Raw genomic sequence first — 24150 nt, forward strand, 5'->3', positions numbered from 1 at the left:
ATTCCACCAGGTGCGCGGCGGTCACGCTATCGGCCCGTGATCAACAACTCCAGGCCGTCGAAGATGCGGGCCAGGCCGAACTCCCAGCTGCTGTCCGGGGTGGCGTCGATGGTGTCCTCGGTCGCCGCCACCAGCGCCGGGAACAGGTCGCCGTGGGCCGCGATCTGGCTGCGGAGGCGCTTGTCCGGACTCCACGGCTGGGTGCCGGCGGTCGATGCCGACCGGGTGTTGCGGATGTGGCCGCTGACCAGGAAAACGGCGTCCATGCGCTGGGCGCCGGTCAGCCCCGTGCCTTCGAGCGCGGCCACGGCCGACTCCGTCCAGCCGATCTCGCGCGGCCCCATCGCCCGCTCGCCGACGGTGGCCGCCGGCAGCCAGGGGTGGCGCTGCCAGGTCTCGCGCATCAGGCGGGCCCACTCCGTCAGCTTGGGCCGCCAGCCGCCGGGCACGGTGGACAGGTCTGGCGGCTCCCCCACCGCGATCTCGATCATCACGGCGACCAGTTCGGCCTTGTTGGTGACGTGCCGGTAGAGGGCCATCTTGGTGACGTCAAGCATGCCGGCCACCTGCTGCATGGACACCGAGGCCATGCCGGCCGCGTCGGCCAGCGTGATGCCGGCGGCGGCGATCCGGGGAACCGTCAGCGCCGGGCGCGTGACCGAGCGGCCCTGGTCGCTCAGCTTCCAGAGCAGCTCTGTGCCGTGAAATCTGGCACTTTCTGTCACATACGGCCCCTTGCTGTCCTCCCCAGGCGTGTCTACCGTACACCCAAGTGTCCGGCAGACACTGATGTGTCCACGGGACACCGATCGTGAAGGGGCCCGGATGGTGATCCGCACGCACGTCGGGGTGAGCCTCGACGGGTTCGTCGCCGATGCGGACGGCGTGGCGGCCTGGGAGTCGCTGCCCGGCTACGAGCACCGCTCGCACGGCATCGCCGAGGTGCTGGAGCACTGCGAGGCCGTCGTCATGGGCCGCTCGACGTTCGACCGCGGGCTGGCCCGCTGGTCCGCCGACTGGCCCTGGGCCGACAAAGACGTGCACGTGCTGACCTCCCGTCCCCTGCCTCCCGGCGTGCAGGCCCGCGCGTGCGACAACGCCACCGAGCTGTTGGCGCGGTTACAGCGCACCGGCCTGATGGGCGACGTCCACCTGCTCGGCGGCGCCCGCACGATCCGAGCCTTCCTCGACCTCGGGGCCGTCGCCCGGCTCGGCGTCGTGGTGCTGCCGATGTTGCTGGGCAACGGAATCCCGCTGTTCGACGGCACCGCCGGGCAGCCGCTGCACCTGCAGTGCCAGCGAACGCATCCCGGCGGCGCCGTCGAGCTGATCTACACGCCGGCCTAGTGTCCTGCGCCTAAAGTTCGTTGATTAATTGTAGGATTGACGGATGGCAGGTAGAGGCCGGCCGGTGGCCGCTGTGGTGTTAACCGACGAGGAACGCGAGACGCTTCAACGGTGGGCGCGGCGGGCGAAGTCGTCGCAGGCATTGGCACAGCGATGCCGAATCGTGCTCGGGTGCGCGGCCGGCGGATCCAATCAGGACGTCGCCGCCGAGTTGGGGATCTGGCCGCAGACGGTGGGCAAGTGGCGACGACGGTTCCTGGACAGGCGCCTGGAGGGCTTGGTGGACGAGCCACGTCCGGGCGCCCCGCGCAAGATCACCGACGAGCAGGTCGAGGAACTGGTGGTGGCCACGCTGGAACGGACCCCGGCCGATGCCACGCACTGGTCGCGGACCTCGATGGCGGCCGAGAGCGGATTGTCCAAGTCGACGGTCGGACGGATCTGGAAGGCGTTCAACCTCAAGCCCCACCAGGTCGACACCTTCAAACTCAGCAACGATCCGCAGTTCGTCGACAAGGTCCGCGACGTCGTCGGGCTCTACCTGAATCCGCCCGACAAGGCGCTGGTCCTCTGCGTCGACGAGTTGGGTCGGACCGGGGCGCGTTGACGTCCTTACGAACGTTACGTTTCCCCGGCCCGCCCGCCGAACCGGACGTGCCCATTCCTGAGCATCCGGCTCTCCACGAGCCCGTGTCAGCGGATCACTTTGCTGGTTCTGGCGTTATGACTGCCCAGGGTGTAGGGATGTTGGCCGCCCGGTATCGGTAACGGCTGACCGTCACCGTCTGGGGCTGGAACAACGTCACCTCGTCCTCCGTCGGTCGCCACCCCGGAAGGTAACGGCGCATGAGGACGGCCCACTTCGTTTTGTTGTGCCGCTTACGAATCCACCGCACTACCCGATGCCAGGCGTAATCATCGAGGTAGTGGAAGGTCGCCTTCGACACACCATGACGGAAGTAGACGCACCAACCCCGCAGCACCAAGTTGAGTTGGCGCAGCAGGGCGGCAAGTGTTGGATGCGACGACCTGCGGGTCAGCGCGCGGACCCGCCCGACGATCGAGGCCAGCGCCTTCTTCGACGGGTAGGTGTAGACCACGCGCTTGTCCGTGCCCCGCTTCCGTTTCCGCTGGATGCGGAACCCGAGGAAGTCGAAGCCCTCATCGATGTGACAGACCCTCGTCTTGGCTGCCGACAACCGCAGGCCCATCGGGGCCAACAGTCCGGCCACCACCTCCCGGAGGTCTTCGGCATGCCGCTTCGACCCGGACACCAGAACCACGAAATCGTCCGCGTAGCGAACGATCCGATAGGTGGCCGACCCCTTGCGGCGCGCCACGAACCGCCGATACGAGGTGCCGCTGGCCGCCCATGCCCGGGCGAAATGCTCGTCCAGGACTGACAGGGCGATGTTGGCCAGCAACGGAGACAGGATCCCGCCTTGGGGTGTGCCGGTACTGGTGTTCCTGACCACGCCGTCCTCGCTGAGGACGCCCGCATGCAGGAACGCCTTCACCAGAGCCAGAACACGTTTGTCCCCGACCCGACCACGCACCCGGTCCATCAGGGCCGGGTGGTCGATCATGTCGAAGCACGCCTCGATGTCCCCTTCCAGGACCCACTCATACGAGCGGGACGTGAACTGGTGGATCTCCGCGATCGCATCCTGGGCCCGGCGCCGAGGACGGAAACCGTAGGAACACGGTTGGAAGTCCGCCTCGAAGATCGGCTCCAGTACCAGCTTCAGAGCCGCCTGCACGGTGCGGTCCCGCGCGGTCGGGATACCCAAGCGACGCAGATTCGCGCTGCCCGGCTTGGGGATCATCCGCTCCCGCACGGGCATCGGGTCGAACCGCCGCTCCCTGAGATCTCGCCTCAAGGTGGGCAGGAACCACTCCTCGGCGGCGAACACGGCGTCCGGACGGACACCATCCACCCCCGCCGACCGCTTACCCTTGTTGCCCCTGACCCGCGTCCACGCCACAACGAGAACAGCCGGGTCACACACCAAATTGAACACGTCGTCGAACCGGCGACCAGGACCATCGATCGCCCACTGATGCAGCTTGGTCTGGATCCGCAGTACCCGCGCCTCGGCCTCCTCGACCGTCGGCCACAGCACACCCGTATTCACCGGTGATCTCCTGCCCTTCCGTTCCCATCGCCGCGGACTCGCTGCCGCCCTTCGCCATGTGGCCGGCTTTCCCGACCTCGGACTACTACGACGGCTCCGCCACGCCCCGGCCCGCTCAGCCGACGACGAGCCTGCCCGCACCCGACCTGGACGGCCAGCACGCGGGACCAGCCCGGGACGCTTCCCACGTTCACCACACACCGGTCGACGGGGTCGGTGCCCAGCTTTGCCCCTGCGACATCGCCACGAGTACGCCGCAGCCTTTCCTCGCGGCCTCCCTGCCGGCGTCTTCACCCGGCCCGAAAGTCACCCGCCCTGTCCCGGACATCCGGTCAAGACAGGTGTGCGTCGCGCTCCGGCCCGCATCCGCCAGGTTGGAGCCGGTGTATCTCTTGAGAGGCTTTAACCGCTGGTTCCTCACGTACACCTTTCCGTCTCGCTAGGTGAGCCCGAGCCGTCTGGCAGTGCCGGCCCGTCTCCTCGTTGTCAGGGCTGCTCCCACCCTCCCCGGCGCCTCCCGGATCAGGCTGCCCTCAGCTTCATCGACCTGCTGCGACAGGACGACGGCGGAGGTCTCTCACCTCCACCCGATAGTGCAGCGCCTCGTGGCGCACGAAGTCGCAGATCCAGGCGCTGGACCGGTCCGCGCCGATGCTGCCGATGATGCCCGGCCTGCCGCAGCGCCGTACCCATGACTACATCCGGCACGGCATCACCACCCTGTTCGCCGCGCTCGACGTGGCCAGCGGCGAGGTGATCGGCTCCATCCACCGCCGTCACCGCGCGGTGGAGTTCAAGAAGTTCCTCACCACACTGGACAAGCAGGTGCCCGCCGACCTTGACGTGCACCTAATCTGCGACAACTACACCACCCACAAACACCCCACGATCAACAAGTGGCTGGCCGCGCACCCCCGCTTCCACATGCACTTCACCCCGACCTACTCCTCCTGGCTCAACCAGGTGGAGCGATGGTTCGGCTTGCTGACCGACAAACGCCTGCGTCGAGCTGCGCACAAGTCCTTACGTGCACTGGAAAACGACATCCGCGACTGGATCACGACGTGGAACGCCGATCCCAGGCCGTTCGTGTGGACCAAGGACGCTGACGAGATCCTCGACCGCCTCGCCTCATATCTTGACCGAATTCCTGGCGCAGGACACTAGTTGTGCGTGAACGCGCCCATGGTTCGGGTGTACTGCCACGGGGCCTGCTGCACGCCGGAACAGGCGTCGGAGTGCTCTCCCGGGCAGGAACCGCTGTCACGGCCCAGCGCCCAGAAGGACAGCGAGCCGATGTTGTGCAGCCATGACCACACCGTCACGTCGATGGCGTCGCGCGGGGTGAAGATCTCCAGCGGGCCGGTCTCGCCGCCCGAGCCGTAGTCGTCGACGCCGACCATCTCGATGATGCCGACCTGCTCCCACAGCTTGGTGTCCGGCGTGCCCGGGTGCAGGGCGCGCAGGTCGGCCAGCAGGAGGTTGGCCGCCGTCTTGGTGTCGGCGGCCATCTGGTGCGGCTGGTCGTCGTAGTAGTCGAAGGTCATGATGTTGACGATGTGGATGTCCGCGCCGTTGGCCTTGGCGTTGGCCAACATGTCCCGGGAACCCTGGGTGATGCCGATGACGTCGGTCGGCACCGTGTAGTCGAACTGGATGACGCGGTGGTTGGCGGCCGCCCACTTCTCGACCTTGGCGATGGCCTTGTTGCGGCGGTCCACGCCGGCCAGGTTCTTCTGCATCGGGCCTTCGACGTCGAGGTCGATGCGGGTGATGTCGTAGGTCGTGATCACCTGCTCGAAGTTCTCGGCGATCTTGTCGACATCGGTGCAGCTGTCGGCGATGTCGGTGCCGTGGCCGGAGGCGTCGCCGCCGCCGTAGGAGGCGATCACGTCGCCGCCCATGGCCCGCAGGCGCTTGATGGAGTCGCCGTACTCGGCCTGGGAGATCGGCCGCTTGGGGTCGCCGTCCCAGGTCGCCTCGCAGGAGCCCGCGACCGGCGTCTGCAGGAAGGCCATCGTCAGGTAGCGGGCGCCGGAGGCGGCGGCCTGCTCCGCCGGGTCGCCCGGCTTGTACGTCTGGAAGTACGGCGCGAACACGTGCGCCGGGATCGCGCGCTGGTGGGAGCCGGCGGCCGCCGCGCTGCCGGGGGTCACCGTGGCGGCCACCGCAGCCAGCGCCACGGTCGTGGCCAGCCCGCGGGCCAGTCGTGAGGTCAACATGCCCACAGCCTCGCGGTACCGGTACCGGAGGTCCAGACCTTTGTCCGAAGAAACCCGGGACCGGTTCCGGCATTGACACGGAATGGCGGGGAGCGTGACCATGAGAGCGCTCTCACACCCTGACCGGGAGCACGGCCGCCTCGCCACCCTGCCCACGACGAGGGGATTTCACGTATGCGCACGACAAGGACGTTGTGCACCATCGCCGCCGCGACAGCAGTCGCCGCCGGCGTGCTGGTAGCGCCGGCCCAGGCCGCGGTGCCGGCCACGATTCCGCTGAAGATCGTCAACAACTCCGGGCGCTCCGGCCCGGTGTACATCTACGACCTGGGCACCAACCTGGCCACCGGCCAGCAGGGCTGGGCCGACGCGGGCGGCGGCTTCCACGCCTGGCCGGCCGGCGGCAACCCGCCCACCCCCGCCCCGGACGCCTCCATCGCCGGACCCGGCAACGGCGGGTCGACAACCATCCGGATCCCCAAGTTCTCAGGGCGGGTGTACTTCTCCTACGGCCAGAAGCTGGTGTTCAAGCTGACCACCGGCGGCCTGGTGCAGCCGGCGGTGCAGAACCCCACCGACCCCAACCGGAACATCCTGTTCAACTGGTCCGAGTACACCCTCAACGACGCCGGCATCTGGATCAACAGCACCCAGGTCGACATGTTCTCCGCGCCCTACGCGGTGAGCGTGGGCTCGAAGACCACCGGGCACCTGAAGGCCGGCGGCTACAACGCCGTGCTGAACGGCCTGAAGGCCATGAGCGGCTGGTCCGGGCTGATCCAGACCTCGGGCAGCACGGTCATCCGCGCACTGTCACCCGGCCACGGCGTGGAGACCGGGGCGCTGACCGAGAACGCGATGGCCGACTACGTGAACCGGGTGTGGAGCAGGTACTCCGGCTCCACCCTGACCGTGACGCCGTTCGCCGACCAGCCCAACACCAAGTACTTCGGGCGGGTCTCCGGCAACGTCATGAACTTCACCAACAGCGCCGGCCAGGTGGTCACCTCGTTCCAGAAACCCGACGCCTCCAGCATCTTCGGCTGCTTCAAGCTGCTGGACGCGCCGAACGACCTGGTGCGCGGGCCCATCTCCCGCACGCTGTGCGCCGGCTACAACCGGGGCACGCTGCTGACCTCGGCCAACCAGCCCGACAACAACGCCGGCGACTTCTACAAGGACAGCGTCACCAACCAGTACGCCAAGCTGATCCACAGCCAGATGGTCGACGGCAAGGCCTATGCCTTCGCCTTCGACGACGTGGGCAACTTCGAGTCGCTGGTCAACGACGGCAACCCGGCCAGCGCCACGATGACCCTGGACCCGTTCAACTAGGTTTGGCAGGTGCACAAGCCCAGCAAGGCCGAGTTGGCCGCCGCCCACGGCACCGTCCTCGACGACCTGGTCGCTCCCGAGCTGAACGTCCTGTTCTGCGGGATCAACCCAGGGCTGTGGTCGGCGGCCACCGGCTTCCACTTCGCCCGTCCCGGCAACCGCTTCTGGCCGGCGCTGCATCTTTCCGGCTTCACGCCGCGGTTGTTCGACGCCTCGGAGCAGAAGTTGCTGTTGGGATTGGGGTTGGGCATCACCAACGTCGTCGCCCGGGCCACGGCCCGGGCCGACGAGTTGACGCCGACGGAGTTCGTGGAGGGCGGGAAGCGGCTGGTCTCGGTCGTGCTGAAGTATCGGCCGAAGTTCCTGGCCGTGGTGGGCGTCGGCGCGTACCGGACCGCCTTCGCCGCCCCCAAGGCCGTTGTCGGGCCGCAGGAGGCGACGATCGGCGAGACCCGGGTGTGGGTGCTGCCCAATCCCAGCGGCCTCAACGCCCACTGGCAGTTGCCGGCGCTGGCGGAGGAGTTCGGTCGGCTGCGGGCAGCAGCGTCACCGTCCCGGCCGCCCCGTCGATCGTGATCTCGTCGCCGGTGGCGATGCGCCGCGTGGCGTTCGGGACGCCCACCACGGCCGGAATCCCGTACTCCCGGGCGACGACGGCGCCGTGCGAGTTGGCGCCGCCCATCTCCATCACGAGCCCGCCGGCGGTGAGGAACAGCGGCGTCCAGCCCGGATCCGTCGACGGGGCAACGAGAATCTCGCCGGGTTCGAGGTGCGCGCCGACGGGATCCAGCACCACCCGGGCGATGCCGGTGATGTGGCCGGTGGAGGCGGCGGTGCCGACCAGGTCGCCGTCGGCCGGCGGGGCGGCGATGGCCTCGGGGTCGGTGCCGTCGGACAGGATCATCTGCGGCACCTGACGGCGGCGCAGTTCCCGCTCGTACGACTCGTGCCGGCCGGCGACGATCTTCCGGAAGTCCTTGCCGTCCAGCGCTTCCCGGCATTCCATGAGCGACAGGAAGAACACGTCCTCGGTGCGGGCGATGCGGTCGGCGGCGGCCAGGTCCGCGCCGACGTGCTGGAGCTGACGGCGAATCTCGGCCAGGAACTGGATCAGGAAGAACTTCGGGGTCTCCCGTAGGCCGGCGAGCCGCCGGGTGCGGCCGAGTGCGAACCGGACGAGCCGCCCACGTACGCCGCCGGCCTTGCGGGACAACGACTGGATCATCGCCTCGGCCTCGGCGGCGCCGCGCCGGAACTGGGCGTCCGGGGCGGCGTCGGCGTCGTCCAGGCGCAGGTAGTTGGCCAGCACGCCGAGGATGTGGGCCGGGTCGTCGGACCAGCGCGGCATGCCCAGGTCGATCTCGGCGACGGCCCGGTGCCCGTAGCGGTCAAGGAACCGTTGCACAGGCGACGGAATCTCGCCGGAGGACAGGTCGACGCCGCGCAGCTCGCCGGCCACCCGCCACAGCTCCAGGTCCATCTCGGTGGTGACGTTGTGCGGGAGTCCACGAAGGACGGTCTCCAGCCCTTCGCCGCTGCCCAGCAGCCGGCGGGCGAAGGCCAGCATGATGAACCCGGCCAGCGGCACCGGCAGCGCCTTCGGCAACATCGTCGGGATCGCCGGCAGCGCCTTGATCACGTGGTCCAGCCGGGTCCGCGAATCGTGCTCGCCGGGCAGGGCCGCGATGGCCAGCAACCGTTGGCCCACGCCGTCCAGACGCCGGTCGGCAGCCGCGGGCCGGACCATGGCCTCGGTCAGGCGGAACGGGAAACCCATGCGCAGCGCCAACTTCATGATGTGCCGCGCCGCACGAAAGGCGCCTGGGCGCACCGACATGTCGGGGTCGTCGAACAGGGATCGCATCGCGGCGGCCGTCCGGGCCTCCATGACGTCGAAGATCCTGGGCACGATGAACCGGCCCAGGCGGCTGCGCACGATCACCGTGGCGTCGACGTACACGCGCTGGCCGGCGTCGGAGAAGAAGGCCGGCCCGGCCAGGGCGTCGGTGACCGGCAGGCCGAACATGCGGCGGCCACCGCTGGCGATGAGCCGGAACGAGGCCATGCCCATCGGTGTGATGGGGCGATAAAGGCCCTGCGCAACGGAAACACACAGGTACGCGCGACGACCCTTGCCGTCGTTGGAGGGGCTGTCGGGCACCGGGTACAGCGTGGTGATCGGACGGGCCTGGGTCAGCCACAGGGTCCCGGCGGCGTCGATGGCCCACTCGGTGTCCTGCGGGCTGCCGTAGTGCCGTTCGACGCGGTCGCCGAGCGCGGCCAGCGCGAGGATCTGCTTGTCCGACAGGCAGGGCTCGGCGGAGTCGAGCGAAACCTCTTGTGTGCCACCGCCAGCGACCGACCGGATGGCGATCTTCTTGTCCCCCAACCGCCGCTGGAGGATTCGGGCCGAGGCGGTGTCGACCACGAAGTGGTCGGGGTTGACCGAGCCGGACACGACGGTCTCGCCCAGACCGGCGTTGGCGTCGATCACGGCCTCGCGCCGCCGGCCGGTGACCGGATTGGCGGTGAACAGCACGCCCGCGACCTCGGCGTCCACCATGCGCTGCACGACAACGGCCAACTCGACGGCGGCATGGTCGATTCCGTTGCTCTCGCGGTAGGCGTAGGCGCGATCGGTCCACAGCGAAGCCCAGCACCGGCGTACGGCGTCCAGCACGCTGTCGATGCCCACGACGTTGAGGAAAGTGTCCTGCTGGCCGGCGAAACTGGCGAACGGCAGGTCCTCGGCGGTGGCCGACGAGCGCACGGCGACCGGGACATCCGCGCCCAGTTTCTCGTAGCCGGCCCGGATCTGGTCGGCGATGTCGGCGGGAATCTCCACCGCCAGCAGCGCCTCGCGCACCTCGTCGAGCGGGACGCCGGCCGCGACGCGGGCGATAGGCCTCGGTGGTGACGCAGAAGCCGGGCGGCACCGGCAGGCCGGCCCCCGTCAGCTCGCCCAGGTTGGCCGCCTTGCCGCCGACCGAGGCCAGCATGGTGCCGTCGATTCGGATGAAGTCCAAGGTCAGCGTCGACATGACGCCGAGGTTAGGACCAAGCGCCGGTAAACTCAACAGCTGTTGAATAACGGACTCAGGCCTCGGTGTGCCGGTGCACCGCGAACATGGCCCGCTCGTCACCCTCCCCCACGCAGCTGACCAGCTGTTCCTCGATGTCGCTCATGTCGACGCCGATCACCACCAGGCTGGTGCGGCGCGGCTCGGCTCTACCCCATCGGGCACGCCGCAAGCGCAGGAAGCCGCCGACCACCTGGAGCTCGTAGCGCTCGGGCTGCCCGAAGTGGACATAGCCCTTGATGCGGAACACGCCCTCCGGGCGACCGTCGAGGAACTCGACCAGCCGCTCGGGATGCATCGGCTCGTCGGACTCGAACGAAATGCTCTGGTACAGAGCGTGCACGTGGTCGCTGTGGTCCTCGAGGTCGTCGAACGACAGCTGCGCCGACTTCGGGCGCTCGCGGCGGTCGAACAGCAGCCCCGGATCGAGCCGCCCGTGCTCCGTGGTGACGATCGCGGCGCCCTCGGCCAGCTCCGTCACCACGGCGAACACCTCGGCCAGCGCGGCGGCGTCCACCCGGTCGACCTTGTTCAGCACCACCAGGTCCGCGACGCGCAGGTGCTTGTCCAGCTCCGGATGCCGCACGCGGGTGGCCGCGAACTCGACGACGTCCACCACCTCGACCAGGCCGCCGTACTCCACCGACGGATCGGCGCTGCCCAACACCTGCTGGGCCACCGCCTGCGGCTCGGCGATGCCGCTGGCCTCCACCACGATCACGTCCACGGCGCCGGTCAGCTTGCCCAGCACGTCGTCGAGACCGCCCTCGTCGGTCACGCAGCACACACAGCCGCCTGCCAGCGACACCATCGCGTCCACCTGACCGGCGACCGCCATCGCGTCGATGTTGACCGCGCCGAAGTCGTTCACCACCACCCCGATGCGCGTGCCGGAACCGGTCCGCAGCAGGTGGTTGAGCAGTGTCGTCTTGCCGGCGCCGAGAAATCCGGCCAGCACGATCACGGGGACGCCCACCATGGTCCCTTTCCCGAATGTCCCGATTTCCGCCCATGATAACCGGTGTCGTGGTTACCCTCGGTACATGATTGACTTCGAGAAGGCGGCGCTGCTCAAGCTGGCCCGCATCGATCCGCAGGACATCGCCAAGAGCGTGGAGCCGCTGATCGTGCCCGGCGAGCAGCTGCATCTCGCGTTCAAGACGGTGCGCGACTTCGTCGTGTTCACCAACAAGCGGGTGATCGCGGTCAACGTGCAGGGCATGACCGGCAAGAAGAAGGACTACACCTCCCTGCCGTACAGCAAGATCCAGGCCTTCTCGGTGGAGACCGCCGGCCACTTCGACCTCGACGCCGAGCTTGACCTGTGGTTCAGCGGCCTGGGCAAGGTCCGCTTCGAGTTCCGCGGCGAGTCCGACGTCCGACAAATCAGTCAGCTGATCGGCTCGTACGTGCTATGACCTGAGGCATGCAGAACCTGTCCCGCGGCCACGTGACTTCTGTTGCCTGCACCGTGGTTCCGCTCAACCCGGACTGCCTGGCGGCGCTGCCCGACGGCTGGCTGGCGCTGACCGAGGACGGCCTGGTCCGTATCGCCGACGACGGCAGCCCGGACCACATCGGCGAGCGGGGCCACGCCGAGTCGTACGACCCCGACGACGGGATCGGCGACTTCGACATCGGCCCGGGCATCCACGTCTCGCACGACGGCCGTTTCGCCGCCGTGGTCACGAATTTCGGCCGCTACGGCGAGGTGATCGACCTGTCGGACGGCTCTCTGGCGCTGGAGTTCGACCGGGGCGACGACGACAACTGGACCACCTACTACCCGGCCGCCTTCCTGCCCGACGGCACGTTCGTCACCGCGACCGAGAGCAACTGCCTGGACCGTTTCGACCTGAGCACCGGCGAAAACCTCACGGCACGCGACATCTCGTACGGCGCCGAGCGCTACGAGGACTGCTTCCACGGCGGCCTCACACCCAGCCCGAGCGGCCGCTGGCTGATCGACGACGGCTGGGTCTGGCACCCGATCGGCATCCTCCGGGCCATCGACATGGCGGTCTGGTCGCAGGATCGGTACGCCGCCGAGCACGGCATCGTCGTCGACGACCCCGACGGTTTCTGGAACCGCCCGCCGGCCTGGCTGGACGACGACGTGTTCGCGGTTCACAACCAGGCCCACGGCGTCACTCTTGATCGGGCGCCGACCTTCGAGGAGGTCGGCCGGTTCCACGGCCCCAGCGGTCGGATGTGGGCCCACCAGGGCCGGCTGCACACCGTCACCGATGAGGGCATGGAGGTCTGGGACCCGGCCGACGGCGCGCGCACGGGGCGGCTCAAGGGTTTCTCACCCACCGCGTACAACCGTGTCGCCGGCGTGTTCGCCCAGCTGACCGGCGAGCAGCTGCATACCTGGCGGTAACCCCCGCCCGGCGCAACGCCGACTGCTCCCCCTGGCCCCACTCTCCCTCCGAACCGGACCAACACACGTTTCGCGTGGCGAGAACCGGGCAGTCGTCGGTAGTCACATCGACGAAGGAGGACCCCATGTCGACCACAGCCATCGTGATCGTGGTCGTTGTCGTAGTCGTTCTGCTGGCGGCCGGGCTCGCGGCCCGTCCCTACCTCAAGCGCCGGCAGCTGCAAGCGAAGTTCGGTCCCGAGTACGACCATCTGGTGCGGGACAAGGGAGATCGCCGGACCGCCGAGCAGGAGCTCGAGGAGCGCCAGCGCCGGCACGAGAAGTTCGAGCTGCGCCCGCTGACCGACGAGAGCCGCGAGGGCTACCTGCGCGACTGGGCGTGGGCGCAGGAGCAGTTCGTGGACTCGCCGCGCGGCGCGGTCCGCCGGGCCGACGAGCTGGTGGGCCAGATCATGCGCGACCGCGGCTACCCGGTCGAGGGCGCCGAGCAGCAGATCGCCGACCTGTCCGTCGAGCACTCCAAGGTGCTGGGCAACTACCGCATCGCGCACGACATCTCCAGCCGCGGCGACGACGACCCGCCGTCCACCGAGGACCTGCGCAACGCCATGCGCCACTACCGCACGCTCGTCGAGGACCTCCTCGACCACGCCACGACGGAACGGAGCAAGTGATGCCGCAGCAGCACAAGAACCCCACCACGACCGACGACATCGCCAACTCGACCAACGCCACACCGACGACCGCCGGCACGTCCCGTGAGCGGACCGACCCGATCGACTCGGACCGCGCCGACACCGGCCGTGTCGAGTCCAATGGCACCGAGTCCGACCGCACCGCGTCCGACCGCACCGCGTCCAATCGGGTCGAGTCCGATCGCGCCGGCTCCGGCCGGGCCGAAACCGATCACACGGACACCGGTCGAACCGATGCCGGCAAGGCCGGCCGTGCCGGGTCGGACCGGATTTCCGGCGACCGGCTCGACAATGAGGACCGCATCACCACCAACGACGAGACGGCCCGGCCGGCCGACACCAGACTGGCCGGCACCACGCCGGCCGACCGCCGCGAGCCCGGCGCCGCGCTCGCCGGCGAGCGGGAGTCCAAGCACGACACCGCGATCGCCGGCCAGCGCGGCCCGAAGCACAACACCGACAAGCGTGAATCCGGGGCCGCCGCCGCCGACGTGCTGTTCGACGAGGCCGACGCCGCCCGCTTCCGTGACCGCTGGCACGAGGTGCAGGCCGGCTTCGTCGACGACCCGAAGCGGTCCGTGCAGGACGCCGACGTGCTGGTCGCCGAGCTGATGCAGTCGCTGGCCTCAGCGTTCAGCCAGCGCAAGCACCTGCTCGAGGAGAAGTGGCGCGAGGGATCGAGCGCCGAGACCGAGGATCTCCGCCTCGCGCTGCGCGGCTACCGGTCGTTCCTCGATCAGCTGCTGGCGCACTGACCAGTCGGGGCCGCCACCCTGATGCCGACCCTGAAATGACCCTGGACCTCGCCCGTCGCGGCACCACCGGTGGCACCGCCCGGGCAGGATGGGGGCATGAAGACCCTGCTGAACCTGATCTGGCTGGTGCTGTCCGGCTTCTGGATGGCGCTGGGCTACGCCGTGGCCGGCGTGATCTGCTGCGTGCTGATCATCACGATCCCGTTCGGCATCGCGTCGTTCCGCATGGCGAGCTACGCGCTGTGGCCATTCGGACGCACCCTGGTCGACAAGCCGTCGGCGGGTGCGGGGGCGGTGCTCGGCAACATCATCTGGCTGGTGGTTGCCGGTTGGTGGCTGGCACTCGGACATCTGGTCACCGGCTTCCTGCTCTGCGTCACGATCATCGGCATCCCGTTCGGGGTGGCCAACTTCAAGCTGATCCCGGTGTCACTGCTGCCGCTCGGCAAGCAGATCGTCGAGACCTGATTTCGTCACGCCGCGGGCCGCCAGCGCGCTCCTGAACGCGTTGCAGCGCGGCGAAGGCGTCCTTGGTGGCGGCGGCGCCGGGCTTGGGCGCGACCAAAACGTCACGGTGCCGGGGTGGCAGCGCGAACAGCGCGTCGGCGACGGCGAGCTGTCGGCGCTGCGCCACCGGCACCACGCTGTCGGTGCCCTCGCCGACCACGTCCTGCACGGTGCGGAACAGCCACAGCCGCGCCTGAATGTCCTTGCCCAGGTCACCGGCCTTGGCCGCGCGGACGAGCGTCTCCGTGACGACGTCGTCGGCCCAGGCCTGGCGGCCCCCGGTCAACCGGTTCGCGTACGCCATCAGCGCGGCCCCGTGCTGCTGGTACAACGCCCGGACGACCTTCTCTCCCCTAGCCATGGTTTTAGTTTCAACCATCGGCCGGGCCCCGGCATCGGGGAAACCCACAGGGCTCAGGGGCGTGACGAAACCCGGCCCTGCTCCACCGCCCACGCCGCGACCTGGGCGCGGGTGCGCAGGTCGAGCTTCGTGCGGATGTGCAGCAGGTGCGTTTCCACGGTCCGCTCGGAGATCGACAGCCGGATCGCGATCTCCCGGTTGGTCAGGCCCTCCGCGGTCAGCATCGCCACGTCGCACTCGCGCTGCGACAGCGGCGAGTCGTCCTCGTCGACGATCGGCGCCCGCAGCGAGTAGGCGATCGCCTGCTCCAGGGTCATCCGCTCGCCGGCCTCGGTGGCCTCCCGCGCGGCCTGCGCGCCCAGCGCGGCCCGCGCGGTGGCCATCGCGGTGTCGACATGCCCCCGCCAGAACGGTTCCCGGCGCATCCGCCACTTGCGCAGCTGCGCCGCCGCCGCCGTGCCGAGCAGCAGGGCCCGCTTGGGCTCGCCGGTCAGCGCGGCGACGATCGCCAGGCCCTCCAACGGATACGTGGACGGCGCGTGCGCCTGCGGGCAGGCCTCGACGCTGCGTAGGAAATAGTCGCCGGCCTGGTCGATCCGGCCACGCTCCAATGCGATCGCGCCGGCCGAGTGCAGGGTTTCCATCTGCTTCACGGGATCGGCGAGCTCCAGGTAGACCGGCAGGCTCTCCTCGATCAGCTCCGCCGCCCGCGCCAGATCGCCGCCGGCCATCGCGGCGTAGCCCAAATTGTGCAGGGCGACCGCGGTGTCCAGCGGCTGGCCCAGCGGGCGCACCAGCTCCACGCAGCGCTCGGCGCACCGGGTGCTGCTCGGCATGTCGTCCAGCGCCTGGTAGATCAGCGACAGCAACGTCATGCTACGGCCGAGCACCATCGGCCGGTCGCGCTGTTCCTCCAGCCGCCTCGCCTCCGCCGCGAGCTCATGAGCCCGCTCGAAGTCGCCGGCGGCGATGTTGAACCAGCCCAGTTCGAGCAGCGCCAGGCTGCGGTGCGGATTATCGGCCGCGGTGATCGTGAGCGCGGCCTCCAGCAGCTTGCGGATCTGGACGGTGTGCCCCTGACGCCGCCAGGCCCCGCCGAGCGCGGCCGCCAACACTGCCAGGCGCTCGTCGCGGCGCGCGGTCGTCCATTCCACGGCCGGCAACAGGTTGTCGCGCTCGTCATCGACCCGCGGACCGTCGTCGTCCACCGTGGCCAGCATCTGGTCCACGTAGTGCGACTCGCTGATCGAGGACAGCCAGCCGACCAGACGGTCGTGGATCTCGTCGACCTCACCGGCCTCGGCCAGCTTCTCCCGCCCGAACATCCGGATCGACTCCAGCAGGCGGAACCGCTGCATCACACCAGGCACGGCCACGACCAGCGATTTCGCGTCCAGGTCGGCCAGCAGCCGGAGCGTGCGCTGCGCGCTCGTGCCGCACACCGCGCCGGCCGAGTCCAGGCTGAAGTCGCCGGACAGCACCGACAGGCGGCGCAGGGCCTCCCGCTCGGTGTCGTCGAGCAGCTCATAGCTCCACTCGATGGTCGCCCGCAGGTCACGGTGCCGCGCCGCGGCCGTGCGCGGGCCCCGTGACAGCAGCTCGAACCGGTCGTCGAGGCGTGCGAGGATCTCCTCCACCGACAGCACACGCACCCAGCGCGCGGCCAGCTCGATGGCCAGCGGCATGCCGTCCAGGCGCATGCAGATCTCCGCCACCACCGGGCGGTTCACGTCGGTCAACTCGAAGTCGGGCCGGAGCAGCCGGGCCCGCTCCACGAACAGCTGCACTGCGTCCGAACGCGACGAGACCACCTCGTGCGGCAGCGACAGGTGGCCCACCCGCAGCACCGCTTCCCCCGGCAGGTCAAGGGATTCCCGGCTGGTGACCAGCACGCGCAGCTGCGGGCAGCCGGTCAGCAGGGCATCGGCCAGCGACGCGCTCGCGTCCACGAGGTGCTCGCAGTTGTCGATCACGAGCAGTACACGCTTCCCTTGCAGCGCAAGGACAACCGTGTCCACGAGGTCCTCGCCGGCCTGCTCCCGCACGCCCAGCGCCGACGCGATCGTCTGGGCCAGCAGGTGATCGGTGGTCAACGGGGCCAGCTCGACGATCCACACGCCGTCCGGATATGTGGCCGCCGCCCGCGCCGCGTACTCGGCGGCCAGCCGCGTCTTGCCGGCGCCGCCCGGGCCGACCAGGCTCACCAGGCGGGCGCGGCGCAGCAGCACGCCGATGTCGGTCAGCTCCTGGACCCGCCCGATGAAGGCGTCGCGGCTGGCCGGCAGCCGCCGCGCGGACGTGGCCTGCGGCTCCGCGCCGTTCCCGAGCTCGGCTTCGGCCGGCTGGTCACCGGTGCGCAGGCGGTAGGCTCGCTGCCGGCAGGCACGCGAGCAGAACCGGGCTGGACGCCCCGGTCCGTCGCCCCGCGACGGCAGCTCGTTCCCACACGTCTCGCAGCGCGTCGGTGCCACTGACAACGGCACTCCCTCTCCTGCACCCGTGGCTCGACCTTACCCGTGAAAGGACTGGCCATCGTAGCGGCCGACCTTCACGGCTCACAGGTGTTGCCCGTCTGCGCCCCAGATACGTCCGGGGACGCCCGGGCAGATCTCCTGGCACCCCGGTACATCAGATTCGGGGCATCAGATCGGCCGCGACCAGTCCAGCTGTGCCATGAGCTCCTCGTCCCGCGACGGCGTCGGCCGCTGCCGGGGCGGCGTCTGCGACGGGGTCCGCCCCGCCGTGAACCGGGCGCTCGTGGCAATGTTCTGCTCGACCCGGGGCCGGCGCAGGGCCTCGTAGGCGTCCAGGGCCTCGGCCGTCACGCCCAGGTCGCGCAGCGCTTTGCCCAGTACCACGGCGTCCTCCAGCGCCATCGACGCCCCCTGGCCCGTCGCCGGGGAGGCGGCGTGCGCGGCGTCCCCGATCAGCAGCATGCGGCCTTTGCGCCAGGGCATGCCCTCCGGCAGGTCCTTCGCGTTGGTCACCATCAGCCGGTCGGTCGTGGCCGCGATGATGTCCGCCGCCGGCGTCGCATCCGGCCGTACCAGCGGCAGCAGGGCCTCCCGCCACTGCTCCGGCGAGCCAGCGGCGATCTCCTCGGCCGACAGCTCCGTCTCCGGCACGCGGCAGAACCAGTTCGTCTCCCCCTCCGGTGACACCGCATAGCCCATGGCCGTGCCGCTGCCGCGGATCATGTCGATCCGTCCCGGCTCGTGATCGGGCTTCGCGTCGGCCGTGTAGCCGTAGAAGACGCGCTGACCGGCGTAGCGGGGGCTTGTCGGGGCGATGTGGTGGCGGACCGTGGAATTCAGGCCGTCGGCCCCGAGAATGAGGTCACCCGTGGCCGTGCTGCCGTCCTCGAACGTCACCGTGTCGTCGTCGACGCCGTCAAGGCGCTTGCCGTGCACGATTTCGATGCCACGCCGCTTGGCCTCCGCGCGCAGGGCAATGCCCAGTTCGGCCCGTCCGATGCAGCGGTAGTGGCGCAGCGGGTCGACCTGCTCGCCGATCGGTGTGACCGCCAGCACATCGCCCGTGTTCGAGGTGACGCGCATGGACGTCAGCGGAAACCCCACCTCGGCCACCGCGTCGGCCGCGTCCAGCTGGGCCAGCGCGATCATGCCGTTGCTGGCCAGCGTGAGGAACGCTCCGATGTCCGCGCCGCTGTCCGGATGCGCTTCGAAGACCGTCACCCGGATATCCGCCTTGTGCGCGGCCAGCGCCGCAGCGGTGCCCGCGATGCCGCCGCCGATGATCAGGATTCGCGTCACTGGTCCATTATTGCCTTGAGCAGGGAGGTACCGATGCCAGGACCGCTGTCCGGACTGTTGGTCGTCGCCTTGGAGCAGGCCGTCGCCGCGCCCTTCGCCACCCGTCAGCTGGCCGACCTCGGCGCCCGCGTCATCAAGATCGAGCGCCCCGGCGTAGGCGACTTCGCCCGTGGTTACGACCGAACCGTGCACGGGCAGTCCAGCCACTTCGTCTGGCTCAACCGTGGCAAGGAGAGCGTCGAACTCGACGTCAAGGAGGACGCCCATGTCCTGCGCGCCCTCGTCGCGCGGGCCGACGTCTTCGTCCAGAACCTCGCCCCCGGCGCCGCCGCCCGCCTCGGCTTCGGTTCTGACTCCTTGGCTGCCCAGCACCCCCGCTTGATCACCTGCGACATCTCCGGCTACGGCTCCGACGGCCCCTACCGTGACCGCAAAGCCTACGACCTGTTGATCCAGAGCGAGGCCGGGCTCATCTCCGTCACCGGCACCCCCGAGTCCCCCGCCAAGGTCGGCATCGCCGCCGCCGACATCGCCGCCGGCATGTACGCCTACAGCGGCATCCTCACCGCGCTGTACGACCGCTCCCGCACCGGACGCGGCTGCAGTTTCGAGGTCTCCATGCTGGAGGCCCTCGGCGAGTGGATGGGCTTTCCCTTCTACTACACCAATTACGGCGGCGCCGCCCCCGTCCGCAGCGGCGTCCACCACGCCACCATCGCCCCATACGGCGCCTACCGTGCCGGCGACGGCACCGTCATCCAGCTCGGCATCCAGAACGAGCGGGAGTGGCGGCAGTTCTGTTCCACCACCCTGTTGCTCCCCCACGTGGCCACCGACGCCCGCTTCTCGTCCAACTCCTTGCGGTTGACCCATCGCGCCGAGCTGGATGCCGTCATCGACTCCGTCTTCGGCGGCCTCACCGGCTCGGCGCTGATCGCCCGCCTGGAAGCCTCCCGCATCGCCTTCGCCCGGCAGCGCACCGTCGCCGAGTTCGCCGCCCATCCCCAGCTGGTGGAACGCGACCGCTGGCGGACCGTCTCCACGCCGGGCGGGGAGGTTGAGGCGTTGATTCCCCCGGTGACCGTTCGCGGGCAGGAGGCTTCCATGGGGGCCGTGCCGGCGCTGGGCGAGCACACGCAGGAAGTGTTGCGGTGGTTGGGGATTTGAGACAGGCCTAGTTGTGGAGGGCCTCGGCCAGGGGCAGGAAGCGGCGCATGAAGTCGGACCACGCCACCGGGCCGGCGGGGCGAAGGACGAACTTGGTGAGGCCGGCGTCGAGGTAGCGGTCCAGGAGGCGGCGGGCGTCGTCCCAGCTGGCGGCGACGAGATCGGCGGGGTCGACGCCGGGGGCGCGGTCCGCGGCGGCGCGGGCGAGCTCGGGAGGGATGCCGTGAGGAGCGACGGCGAGGGAGAGGCCGTAGTGGTCCTCCTCGACGGAGCGGCCGGCCTCGGCGGCGGCGGCCTTGATGGTCTCGACATGGAGCTTGGCCTGCGAAGGGGTGACGAAGCTGCCGAGCCATCCGTCGGCGAGGCGGCCGACGCGGCGCAGGGCGGACGGGGAGCTGCCGCCGATCCAGACGTCGAGGGGGCGAGCGGGGCGGTCGGCGAGGGAAACGGCGTCGAGCTGGAAGAACTCGCCATCGAAGCTGACGGAGTCCTGCGTCAGCAGGAGCTTGAGCAGCTGGAGGGACTCGTCGAAGACGGCGGCGCGGCGGCCGGCGGGGACGGGAAAGAGATTCCACTCGTCGCGGCGGGCGGGGCGTAGGCCGAAGACGGGCAGCACGCGCTTCGGGGCGAGGCCGGCGAGGGTGGCGAGCTGCTTGGCCACCAGCACGGGGTTGCGCCCGGGCAGGACGGAGACGCCGGTGCCGACCTTGAGCTTGCTGGTGCGGGCCAAGGCATGCGTCATGCCGATCAACGGCTCGACGTTGGCGCCGTAGACGACCTCGGACAGCCACAGCGAATCGACGCCGGCCGCCTCCAACTCGTCGACGATCCCGGGGAACTCGGCGGCGCCGCCGCCCGGCCCGAGCCCAACACCCAACCGCACCTTCAGCACGCCCATGCCCTCGGTCTTACCAGAGCGACTTGCGCAAGTCACCGAACTTACGCTTTGATAAGTACTGTACGGATGCGAAGGGAGCGCCATGGACCCGACAACATGGGACGCCGACGAGGTGCGCCGCTATCTGCTGCTGGGTGCGTCCCGATCGGACTCCGAGAGCAGGTCGGCCGAGGGCGAGCGGGCGATGCTGGTGGGCTCGACGGGGCCGTTCGCTCAGCTCGCGGGGCGGCACGTGCTGGCGGCGGGCGGCAGCGCGGTAGACGCCGTCATCACGACGGCGCTGGCCCAGATCGCGCTCGCGGCCGGAGCCTGGGTGAGCTACGCGGGCGTATTCACGCTGACGCATTTCCTCGACGGGGCAACGGAATCGCTGACGGCCGGCTTCGCGACCCTCGCCGAGGAGGACGACCCGGCCAGCATCCCACGACAACCGCACGCGAGCGGTCGCACCGCGCTGGTGCCGGGCTTCATGGCCGGATTGCAGGCCGCCCACCGAAGACACGGCCGGATGCCGTGGGCCGACCTGTTCCAACCCGCGATCTTCGTGGCCGAACGGGGATTTCCGGTCGGACCGGGGCGGGCAAAGCAGTTCGAGTTACGCAAGGACGTGCTGCCGGCCGGGTTCCGGGCAGTGGAAGGCGAAGAGTTCCGGCAACCGGAACTGGTCCGCACGCTGCGGGCCGTCGCCGCCGAGGGCGCGGAATGGATGTATCACGGGCCGTGGGCGCGGGAGTTCGTCGACGTCGTGCGCGGGGCCGGCGGCAAGGCCACGCTGGCCGATCTCGCCGCCTACGAGCCGGTGTGGGCCGCGCCGGTCGTCGCGGACTTCCACGGCACGCAGGTGCACGCCGCCGGCGGCCCGAATCGCGGCGGAGCGGCGCTGGTGGAGGCATTACGCCGGGCCGAAGGCATCGGCGACCCGCTCGCCGACCCGGTCGCGCTGCGGGACCTCATCGGCATCACACGGCAGCCCGGGCCTCCGGGCAGCCACTCGGATTTCGTGCTGGCCGTGGACACGCACGGGGCCGTCGCCGCCGCGAGCCACTCCATCAACACCACTCTGTGGGGCACCACTGGCCTGTTCGCCGGCGGCGTCTCCATCCCCGACTCCGCCTCGTTCCAACAGCGCGCGCTGGCCAGACTCGGCCCCGGCCAGCACTTACCCTCGCCGGCCAACCCGGCGATCGTGTTACGCGACGGCGTGCCGGTGCTGGCGTCCAGCAGCGTCGGATCCGGCATGCACGGCGCCACCGTGCAGTGCCTGCACGCCGTGCTCGGCCTGGGCATCGACATCGCCGACGCCGTGGGCAGGCCGATGTTCCACAGCACCGGCTACGAAGCCGGTGCCCCGGTGGTGATCGAGGACGGCGTCGACGCCGACGTGCGGCGGCAGACCGAGGAGCTGGGTCAGCCGCTGGCCGTGCGGCCCGTCACCGACGTGACCCTGCCCCGCGGTTTCTGGGGCGGGATCGCCGTCGGTGACCGGCTCGTCGGCGCCCGCACCCCGTACGGCGGCGGCACGGTCGAAGGGCTCTAGTCCTCGCGGACCTGCACGTCCACCACGTTCGGGTAGAACGCCACGTACTCCTTGATCTCCGCCACCGCGTCGAAAGGAGACTCGTACGTCCACACCGAGTTGTCCGCCGAGGTCTCCCCCGCGCGGATGCTGAAGTAGGAGGCGTCGCCCTTGTACGGGCAGTACGTCTCGTGCTCGGACCGCTCCAACAGCGTGAAGTCCACGTCCTTGCGCGGGATGTACCGGACCGCCGGATAGGTGCTCTCCTGCAGCGTCAGCGCCTCCCGCGTGTCCGCGATGACCCGGCCGCCGACCGTGGCCACCACATGCTCACCCTGGGCCGTCACCGTGATCGGGTGCTGCTCGTTCGGGATCAGGACCTGCTTGCTCGTCGCCATACAACGAGCAACACCCCGCTCCCCGCGAGTTGTTCCCGGGGAGCGGGGTCAGCATCAGGCCTGGTACGGCCCGGTCAGGTCGGAAATGATCACGTGCCGATCGGAGGTGTAGTAGACGTAGAACTCGGTCTCGGTGCCGTGCGCGGCGTCGTCCGGCGCGGCGAACCCGGCGACCCAGGCGGGACCGTCGACGATCGGGCCGGTGTCCCGCCACAGGAACCAGCGGCCGTCGCGCGTGCGCACGTACTCCAGCACGGCGCCGTCGGAGCCGGTGGTGAACATGTGCTCGCTGCCGTCCGCGTTCCACAGGTACTCGTCGTCGCCCGAACTGGGCAGGCCGTTCGGGTCGGTCGACCCGGTGACCACGGTGACGTCGGTGTCGGTCCACCGACCGGCCTCCCACGCCGCCTCGTGCAGGTGGCGGTCGCTGGTCTCGTAGCGGAAGGCATAGCGCTGGACGTGCCCGCCGCGCAGGAAGGCCATCGAGTTCACGTTGTAGTACTGCTTGTCGGCCGGCACCCCGACCCGCTGGTCCAGCCAGCGGCCGCGCTGCCCGATCAGCACGTGCGGGTAGTCGTCGGCGCCGATGTAGCCGATGGCCTCGCCGTCGGACTGCAACGGCTGGGCGGTCAGGTACGACCCGTAGTTGTTGCGCGGGTTGACCCCGGTCAGGGTGGTCAGGTTGGTGAAGGTCCAGTCCGCGCCGGGCACGAACACGGCCTCCCAGATGGTGTTGTTGCCGTGCCCGTCCATGAAGACGATGTGCTGCTGGCCGTCCTGCTCGTAACCGTGCGGGTCGCCGTCGACCAGCGGGCCGTTGTGGGTCGCGGTGAGGTCGATCTTCTGCCACGCCGGGGAGGTGTCGCTGGACCACATCTCCATCAGGTGATGGTTGACGCCGTCGGCGTAGACGATGCGCGAGCTGTGGTCCCACGAGTACGAGTACACGCCGAGGAAGCCGTACACCGGCTCCCCCTTGAGGAGGGTGGTCCACGACCAGGCCCCGCCGGGGGCGGCGGAGGCGACAACGAGGCGGCTGTCGGCCGTGTAGTACGCGAAGTGCCGCTGGAGATCCCACGGCGTGCTCCAGCCGGCCGGTTGCATGTTGCCCAGCGGCGCGCCGATCGAAGCGGTCAGGTCCTGGTTGGTGAAGTATCCGTTGCCGGCGTGTGCGGCGGGGGCGGCGACCAACGTCGCCACGACCGCCAACACGAGGGACAACAGCCCATGGCGTCGCAAGAGAAGGCTCCTCAGGCCTGGTAGGGCGCGGTCAGATCGGCGACGATCACGTGCCGATCGGAGGTGTAGTAGACGAAGAACTCGGTCTCCGTGCCGTGCACGGTGTCGTCCGGCGCGGTGAACGCCGCCACCCAGTTGGCGCCGTCGGGCACCGCCTCGGTGTCCTGCCAGGCGACCCAGGCGTCGTCCCGGGTCCGCACGTACTCCCGGACCGCGCCGTCGGCATCGGTGGTGAACATGTGCTCGCTGCCGTCGGCGTTCCAGAGGTACGAGCCGTTGTTGGTGTCGGGGGCCCGGTGCGGATCGAGCTGGGGCAGGGCGGCGGCGATGTCGGTGTCG

23 protein-coding genes and 2 pseudogenes are annotated in these 24150 nt (G+C 69.7%); 12 read left to right on the forward strand and 13 right to left on the reverse strand.

The genetic code is table 11. From position 1 onward, the window contains the following. Positions 1 to 26: 26 nt before the first annotated feature. Entirely contained in the window at positions 27 to 725 is a 699-nt protein-coding gene (locus tag KUTG_RS08830; protein WP_043716286.1) for a TetR/AcrR family transcriptional regulator, read from the reverse strand. Positions 726 to 825: 100 nt separating this feature from the next. Between KUTG_RS08830 and KUTG_RS08835 the strand changes: the two genes are divergently transcribed. Further along, on the forward strand, positions 826 to 1347 hold the full coding sequence (locus tag KUTG_RS08835) for a dihydrofolate reductase family protein (RefSeq protein WP_052394233.1): 522 nt from the start codon (positions 826 to 828) through the stop codon (positions 1345 to 1347). A 43-nt stretch (positions 1348 to 1390) separates the two neighbouring features. Beyond that, positions 1391 to 1930: pseudogene (locus KUTG_RS08840) on the forward strand (IS630 family transposase); the annotation flags it as partial. 118 nt (positions 1931 to 2048) lie between these two features. Here the strand turns inward: KUTG_RS08840 and ltrA are convergent. Then, on the reverse strand, positions 2049 to 3482 hold the full coding sequence (gene ltrA / locus KUTG_RS08845) for a group II intron reverse transcriptase/maturase (protein WP_043714528.1): 1434 nt from the start codon (positions 3480 to 3482) through the stop codon (positions 2049 to 2051). 624 nt (positions 3483 to 4106) lie between these two features. Between ltrA and KUTG_RS08855 the strand changes: the two genes are divergently transcribed. Next, complete coding sequence (locus tag KUTG_RS08855; RefSeq protein WP_369794618.1) at positions 4107 to 4649, forward strand: IS630 family transposase; 543 nt, start codon at positions 4107 to 4109, stop codon at positions 4647 to 4649. Here the strand turns inward: KUTG_RS08855 and KUTG_RS08860 are convergent. Next, positions 4646 to 5704, reverse strand: coding sequence for a glycosyl hydrolase family 18 protein (locus tag KUTG_RS08860; RefSeq protein ID WP_043728721.1), 1059 nt, complete (start codon positions 5702 to 5704; stop codon positions 4646 to 4648). The genes KUTG_RS08855 and KUTG_RS08860 overlap by 4 nt on opposite strands. 174 nt (positions 5705 to 5878) lie before the next feature. On the opposite strand from KUTG_RS08860, the gene KUTG_RS08865 reads away from it, so the two are divergent. Further along, positions 5879 to 7039 carry a glycoside hydrolase family 64 protein gene (locus KUTG_RS08865; protein WP_043716288.1) on the forward strand — a complete coding sequence of 387 codons (1161 nt, stop codon included), beginning with the start codon at positions 5879 to 5881 and terminating at the stop codon, positions 7037 to 7039. Between the two features lie 9 nt (positions 7040 to 7048). Then, on the forward strand, positions 7049 to 7615 hold the full coding sequence (gene mug, locus KUTG_RS08870) for a G/U mismatch-specific DNA glycosylase (protein WP_043716290.1): 567 nt from the start codon (positions 7049 to 7051) through the stop codon (positions 7613 to 7615). Here the strand turns inward: mug and KUTG_RS65140 are convergent. From KUTG_RS65140 to KUTG_RS08880, 3 genes and pseudogenes are all read right to left on the reverse strand, one after another. Further along, a complete protein-coding gene (locus KUTG_RS65140) occupies positions 7524 to 9905 on the reverse strand; it encodes a PEP/pyruvate-binding domain-containing protein (protein ID WP_255360859.1) in 2382 nt (793 codons plus the stop codon). The genes mug and KUTG_RS65140 overlap by 92 nt on opposite strands. Before the next feature lie 73 nt (positions 9906 to 9978). Continuing rightward, positions 9979 to 10080, reverse strand: a pseudogene (locus KUTG_RS66055) (hypothetical protein); the annotation flags it as partial. A 55-nt stretch (positions 10081 to 10135) separates the two neighbouring features. Continuing rightward, positions 10136 to 11098: a CobW family GTP-binding protein gene (locus KUTG_RS08880; protein WP_043716293.1), complete on the reverse strand. Its 963-nt coding sequence runs from the start codon at positions 11096 to 11098 to the stop codon at positions 10136 to 10138. Positions 11099 to 11162: 64 nt separating this feature from the next. On the opposite strand from KUTG_RS08880, the gene KUTG_RS08885 reads away from it, so the two are divergent. The 5 genes from KUTG_RS08885 (at position 11163) to KUTG_RS08905 (ending at position 14420) form a co-directional block, all read left to right on the forward strand. Continuing rightward, positions 11163 to 11537 carry a PH domain-containing protein gene (locus KUTG_RS08885; protein WP_043716295.1) on the forward strand — a complete coding sequence of 125 codons (375 nt, stop codon included), beginning with the start codon at positions 11163 to 11165 and terminating at the stop codon, positions 11535 to 11537. 8 nt (positions 11538 to 11545) lie between these two features. Then, complete coding sequence (locus KUTG_RS08890; RefSeq protein ID WP_043716297.1) at positions 11546 to 12502, forward strand: YncE family protein; 957 nt, start codon at positions 11546 to 11548, stop codon at positions 12500 to 12502. 125 nt (positions 12503 to 12627) lie between these two features. Continuing rightward, positions 12628 to 13176 (forward strand): hypothetical protein, encoded by a 549-nt coding sequence (locus KUTG_RS08895; protein ID WP_043716298.1) that lies wholly within the window; start codon positions 12628 to 12630, stop codon positions 13174 to 13176. After that, on the forward strand, positions 13176 to 13952 hold the full coding sequence (locus KUTG_RS53140; RefSeq protein WP_052394234.1) for a hypothetical protein: 777 nt from the start codon (positions 13176 to 13178) through the stop codon (positions 13950 to 13952). Before KUTG_RS08895 ends, KUTG_RS53140 begins: the two co-directional genes overlap by 1 nt. Before the next feature lie 96 nt (positions 13953 to 14048). After that, entirely contained in the window at positions 14049 to 14420 is a 372-nt protein-coding gene (locus KUTG_RS08905) for a YccF domain-containing protein (protein ID WP_043716300.1), read from the forward strand. Here KUTG_RS08905 and KUTG_RS53145 read toward each other — a convergent pair. The 3 genes from KUTG_RS53145 to KUTG_RS08920 form a co-directional block, all read right to left on the reverse strand. After that, positions 14365 to 14820: a sigma factor gene (locus tag KUTG_RS53145; RefSeq protein WP_232240719.1), complete on the reverse strand. Its 456-nt coding sequence runs from the start codon at positions 14818 to 14820 to the stop codon at positions 14365 to 14367. The two genes, KUTG_RS08905 and KUTG_RS53145, sit on opposite strands and share 56 nt — an antisense overlap. 53 nt (positions 14821 to 14873) lie before the next feature. After that, on the reverse strand, positions 14874 to 17291 hold the full coding sequence (locus KUTG_RS08915) for an ATP-binding protein (RefSeq protein WP_043716302.1): 2418 nt from the start codon (positions 17289 to 17291) through the stop codon (positions 14874 to 14876). A gap of 171 nt (positions 17292 to 17462) precedes the next feature. After that, positions 17463 to 18593, reverse strand: a complete 1131-nt coding sequence (locus tag KUTG_RS08920; RefSeq protein WP_043716304.1) for an FAD-dependent oxidoreductase — start codon at positions 18591 to 18593, stop codon at positions 17463 to 17465. 33 nt (positions 18594 to 18626) lie between these two features. Between KUTG_RS08920 and KUTG_RS08925 the strand changes: the two genes are divergently transcribed. After that, entirely contained in the window at positions 18627 to 19760 is a 1134-nt protein-coding gene (locus KUTG_RS08925; RefSeq protein ID WP_043716306.1) for a CaiB/BaiF CoA transferase family protein, read from the forward strand. A 7-nt stretch (positions 19761 to 19767) separates the two neighbouring features. On the opposite strand, the gene KUTG_RS08930 is transcribed toward KUTG_RS08925, so the two are convergent. Then, complete coding sequence (locus KUTG_RS08930) at positions 19768 to 20658, reverse strand: TIGR03854 family LLM class F420-dependent oxidoreductase (protein ID WP_052394236.1); 891 nt, start codon at positions 20656 to 20658, stop codon at positions 19768 to 19770. A gap of 82 nt (positions 20659 to 20740) precedes the next feature. Here KUTG_RS08930 and KUTG_RS08935 point away from each other — a divergent pair, with 82 nt between their 5' ends. Then, positions 20741 to 22195, forward strand: a complete 1455-nt coding sequence (locus KUTG_RS08935) for a gamma-glutamyltransferase (RefSeq protein WP_043716308.1) — start codon at positions 20741 to 20743, stop codon at positions 22193 to 22195. Here KUTG_RS08935 and KUTG_RS08940 read toward each other — a convergent pair. The 3 genes from KUTG_RS08940 to KUTG_RS08950 form a co-directional block, all read right to left on the reverse strand. Further along, the gene (locus tag KUTG_RS08940; protein ID WP_043716310.1) at positions 22192 to 22572 is read right to left on the reverse strand and encodes a DUF427 domain-containing protein; all 381 of its coding nucleotides are present in this window, start codon (positions 22570 to 22572) and stop codon (positions 22192 to 22194) included. The two genes, KUTG_RS08935 and KUTG_RS08940, sit on opposite strands and share 4 nt — an antisense overlap. 54 nt (positions 22573 to 22626) lie before the next feature. Continuing rightward, positions 22627 to 23811, reverse strand: coding sequence for a hypothetical protein (locus KUTG_RS08945; protein ID WP_043716312.1), 1185 nt, complete (start codon positions 23809 to 23811; stop codon positions 22627 to 22629). Between the two features lie 11 nt (positions 23812 to 23822). Next, positions 23823 to 24150, reverse strand: a 328-nt coding sequence (locus KUTG_RS08950) for a hypothetical protein (RefSeq protein ID WP_043716314.1), incomplete at its 5' end; no start/stop codon positions are given.

Source organism: Kutzneria sp. 744, from assembly GCF_000568255.1.
GTDB lineage: Bacteria > Actinomycetota > Actinomycetes > Mycobacteriales > Pseudonocardiaceae > Kutzneria.

Bases quoted from the DNA above. Each gene is read 5' to 3' on its own strand.
- KUTG_RS08865 (WP_043716288.1), top strand. From the start codon at position 5,879: ATGCGCACGACAAGGACGTTGTGCACCATCGCCGCCGCGACAGCAGTC.
- KUTG_RS08925 (WP_043716306.1), top strand. From the start codon at position 18,627: ATGCCAGGACCGCTGTCCGGACTGTTGGTCGTCGCCTTGGAGCAGGCC.
- KUTG_RS53140 (WP_052394234.1), top strand. From the start codon at position 13,176: ATGCCGCAGCAGCACAAGAACCCCACCACGACCGACGACATCGCCAAC.
- KUTG_RS08835 (WP_052394233.1), top strand. From the start codon at position 826: ATGGTGATCCGCACGCACGTCGGGGTGAGCCTCGACGGGTTCGTCGCC.
- KUTG_RS08940 (WP_043716310.1), bottom strand. From the start codon at position 22,572: ATGGCGACGAGCAAGCAGGTCCTGATCCCGAACGAGCAGCACCCGATC.
- KUTG_RS08895 (WP_043716298.1), top strand. From the start codon at position 12,628: ATGTCGACCACAGCCATCGTGATCGTGGTCGTTGTCGTAGTCGTTCTG.
- KUTG_RS08905 (WP_043716300.1), top strand. From the start codon at position 14,049: ATGAAGACCCTGCTGAACCTGATCTGGCTGGTGCTGTCCGGCTTCTGG.
- KUTG_RS08885 (WP_043716295.1), top strand. From the start codon at position 11,163: ATGATTGACTTCGAGAAGGCGGCGCTGCTCAAGCTGGCCCGCATCGAT.
- KUTG_RS53145 (WP_232240719.1), bottom strand. From the start codon at position 14,820: ATGGCTAGGGGAGAGAAGGTCGTCCGGGCGTTGTACCAGCAGCACGGG.
- KUTG_RS08935 (WP_043716308.1), top strand. From the start codon at position 20,741: ATGGACCCGACAACATGGGACGCCGACGAGGTGCGCCGCTATCTGCTG.
- KUTG_RS08930 (WP_052394236.1), bottom strand. From the start codon at position 20,658: ATGGGCGTGCTGAAGGTGCGGTTGGGTGTTGGGCTCGGGCCGGGCGGC.
- KUTG_RS08860 (WP_043728721.1), bottom strand. From the start codon at position 5,704: ATGTTGACCTCACGACTGGCCCGCGGGCTGGCCACGACCGTGGCGCTG.
- KUTG_RS08890 (WP_043716297.1), top strand. From the start codon at position 11,546: ATGCAGAACCTGTCCCGCGGCCACGTGACTTCTGTTGCCTGCACCGTG.
- KUTG_RS08880 (WP_043716293.1), bottom strand. From the start codon at position 11,098: ATGGTGGGCGTCCCCGTGATCGTGCTGGCCGGATTTCTCGGCGCCGGC.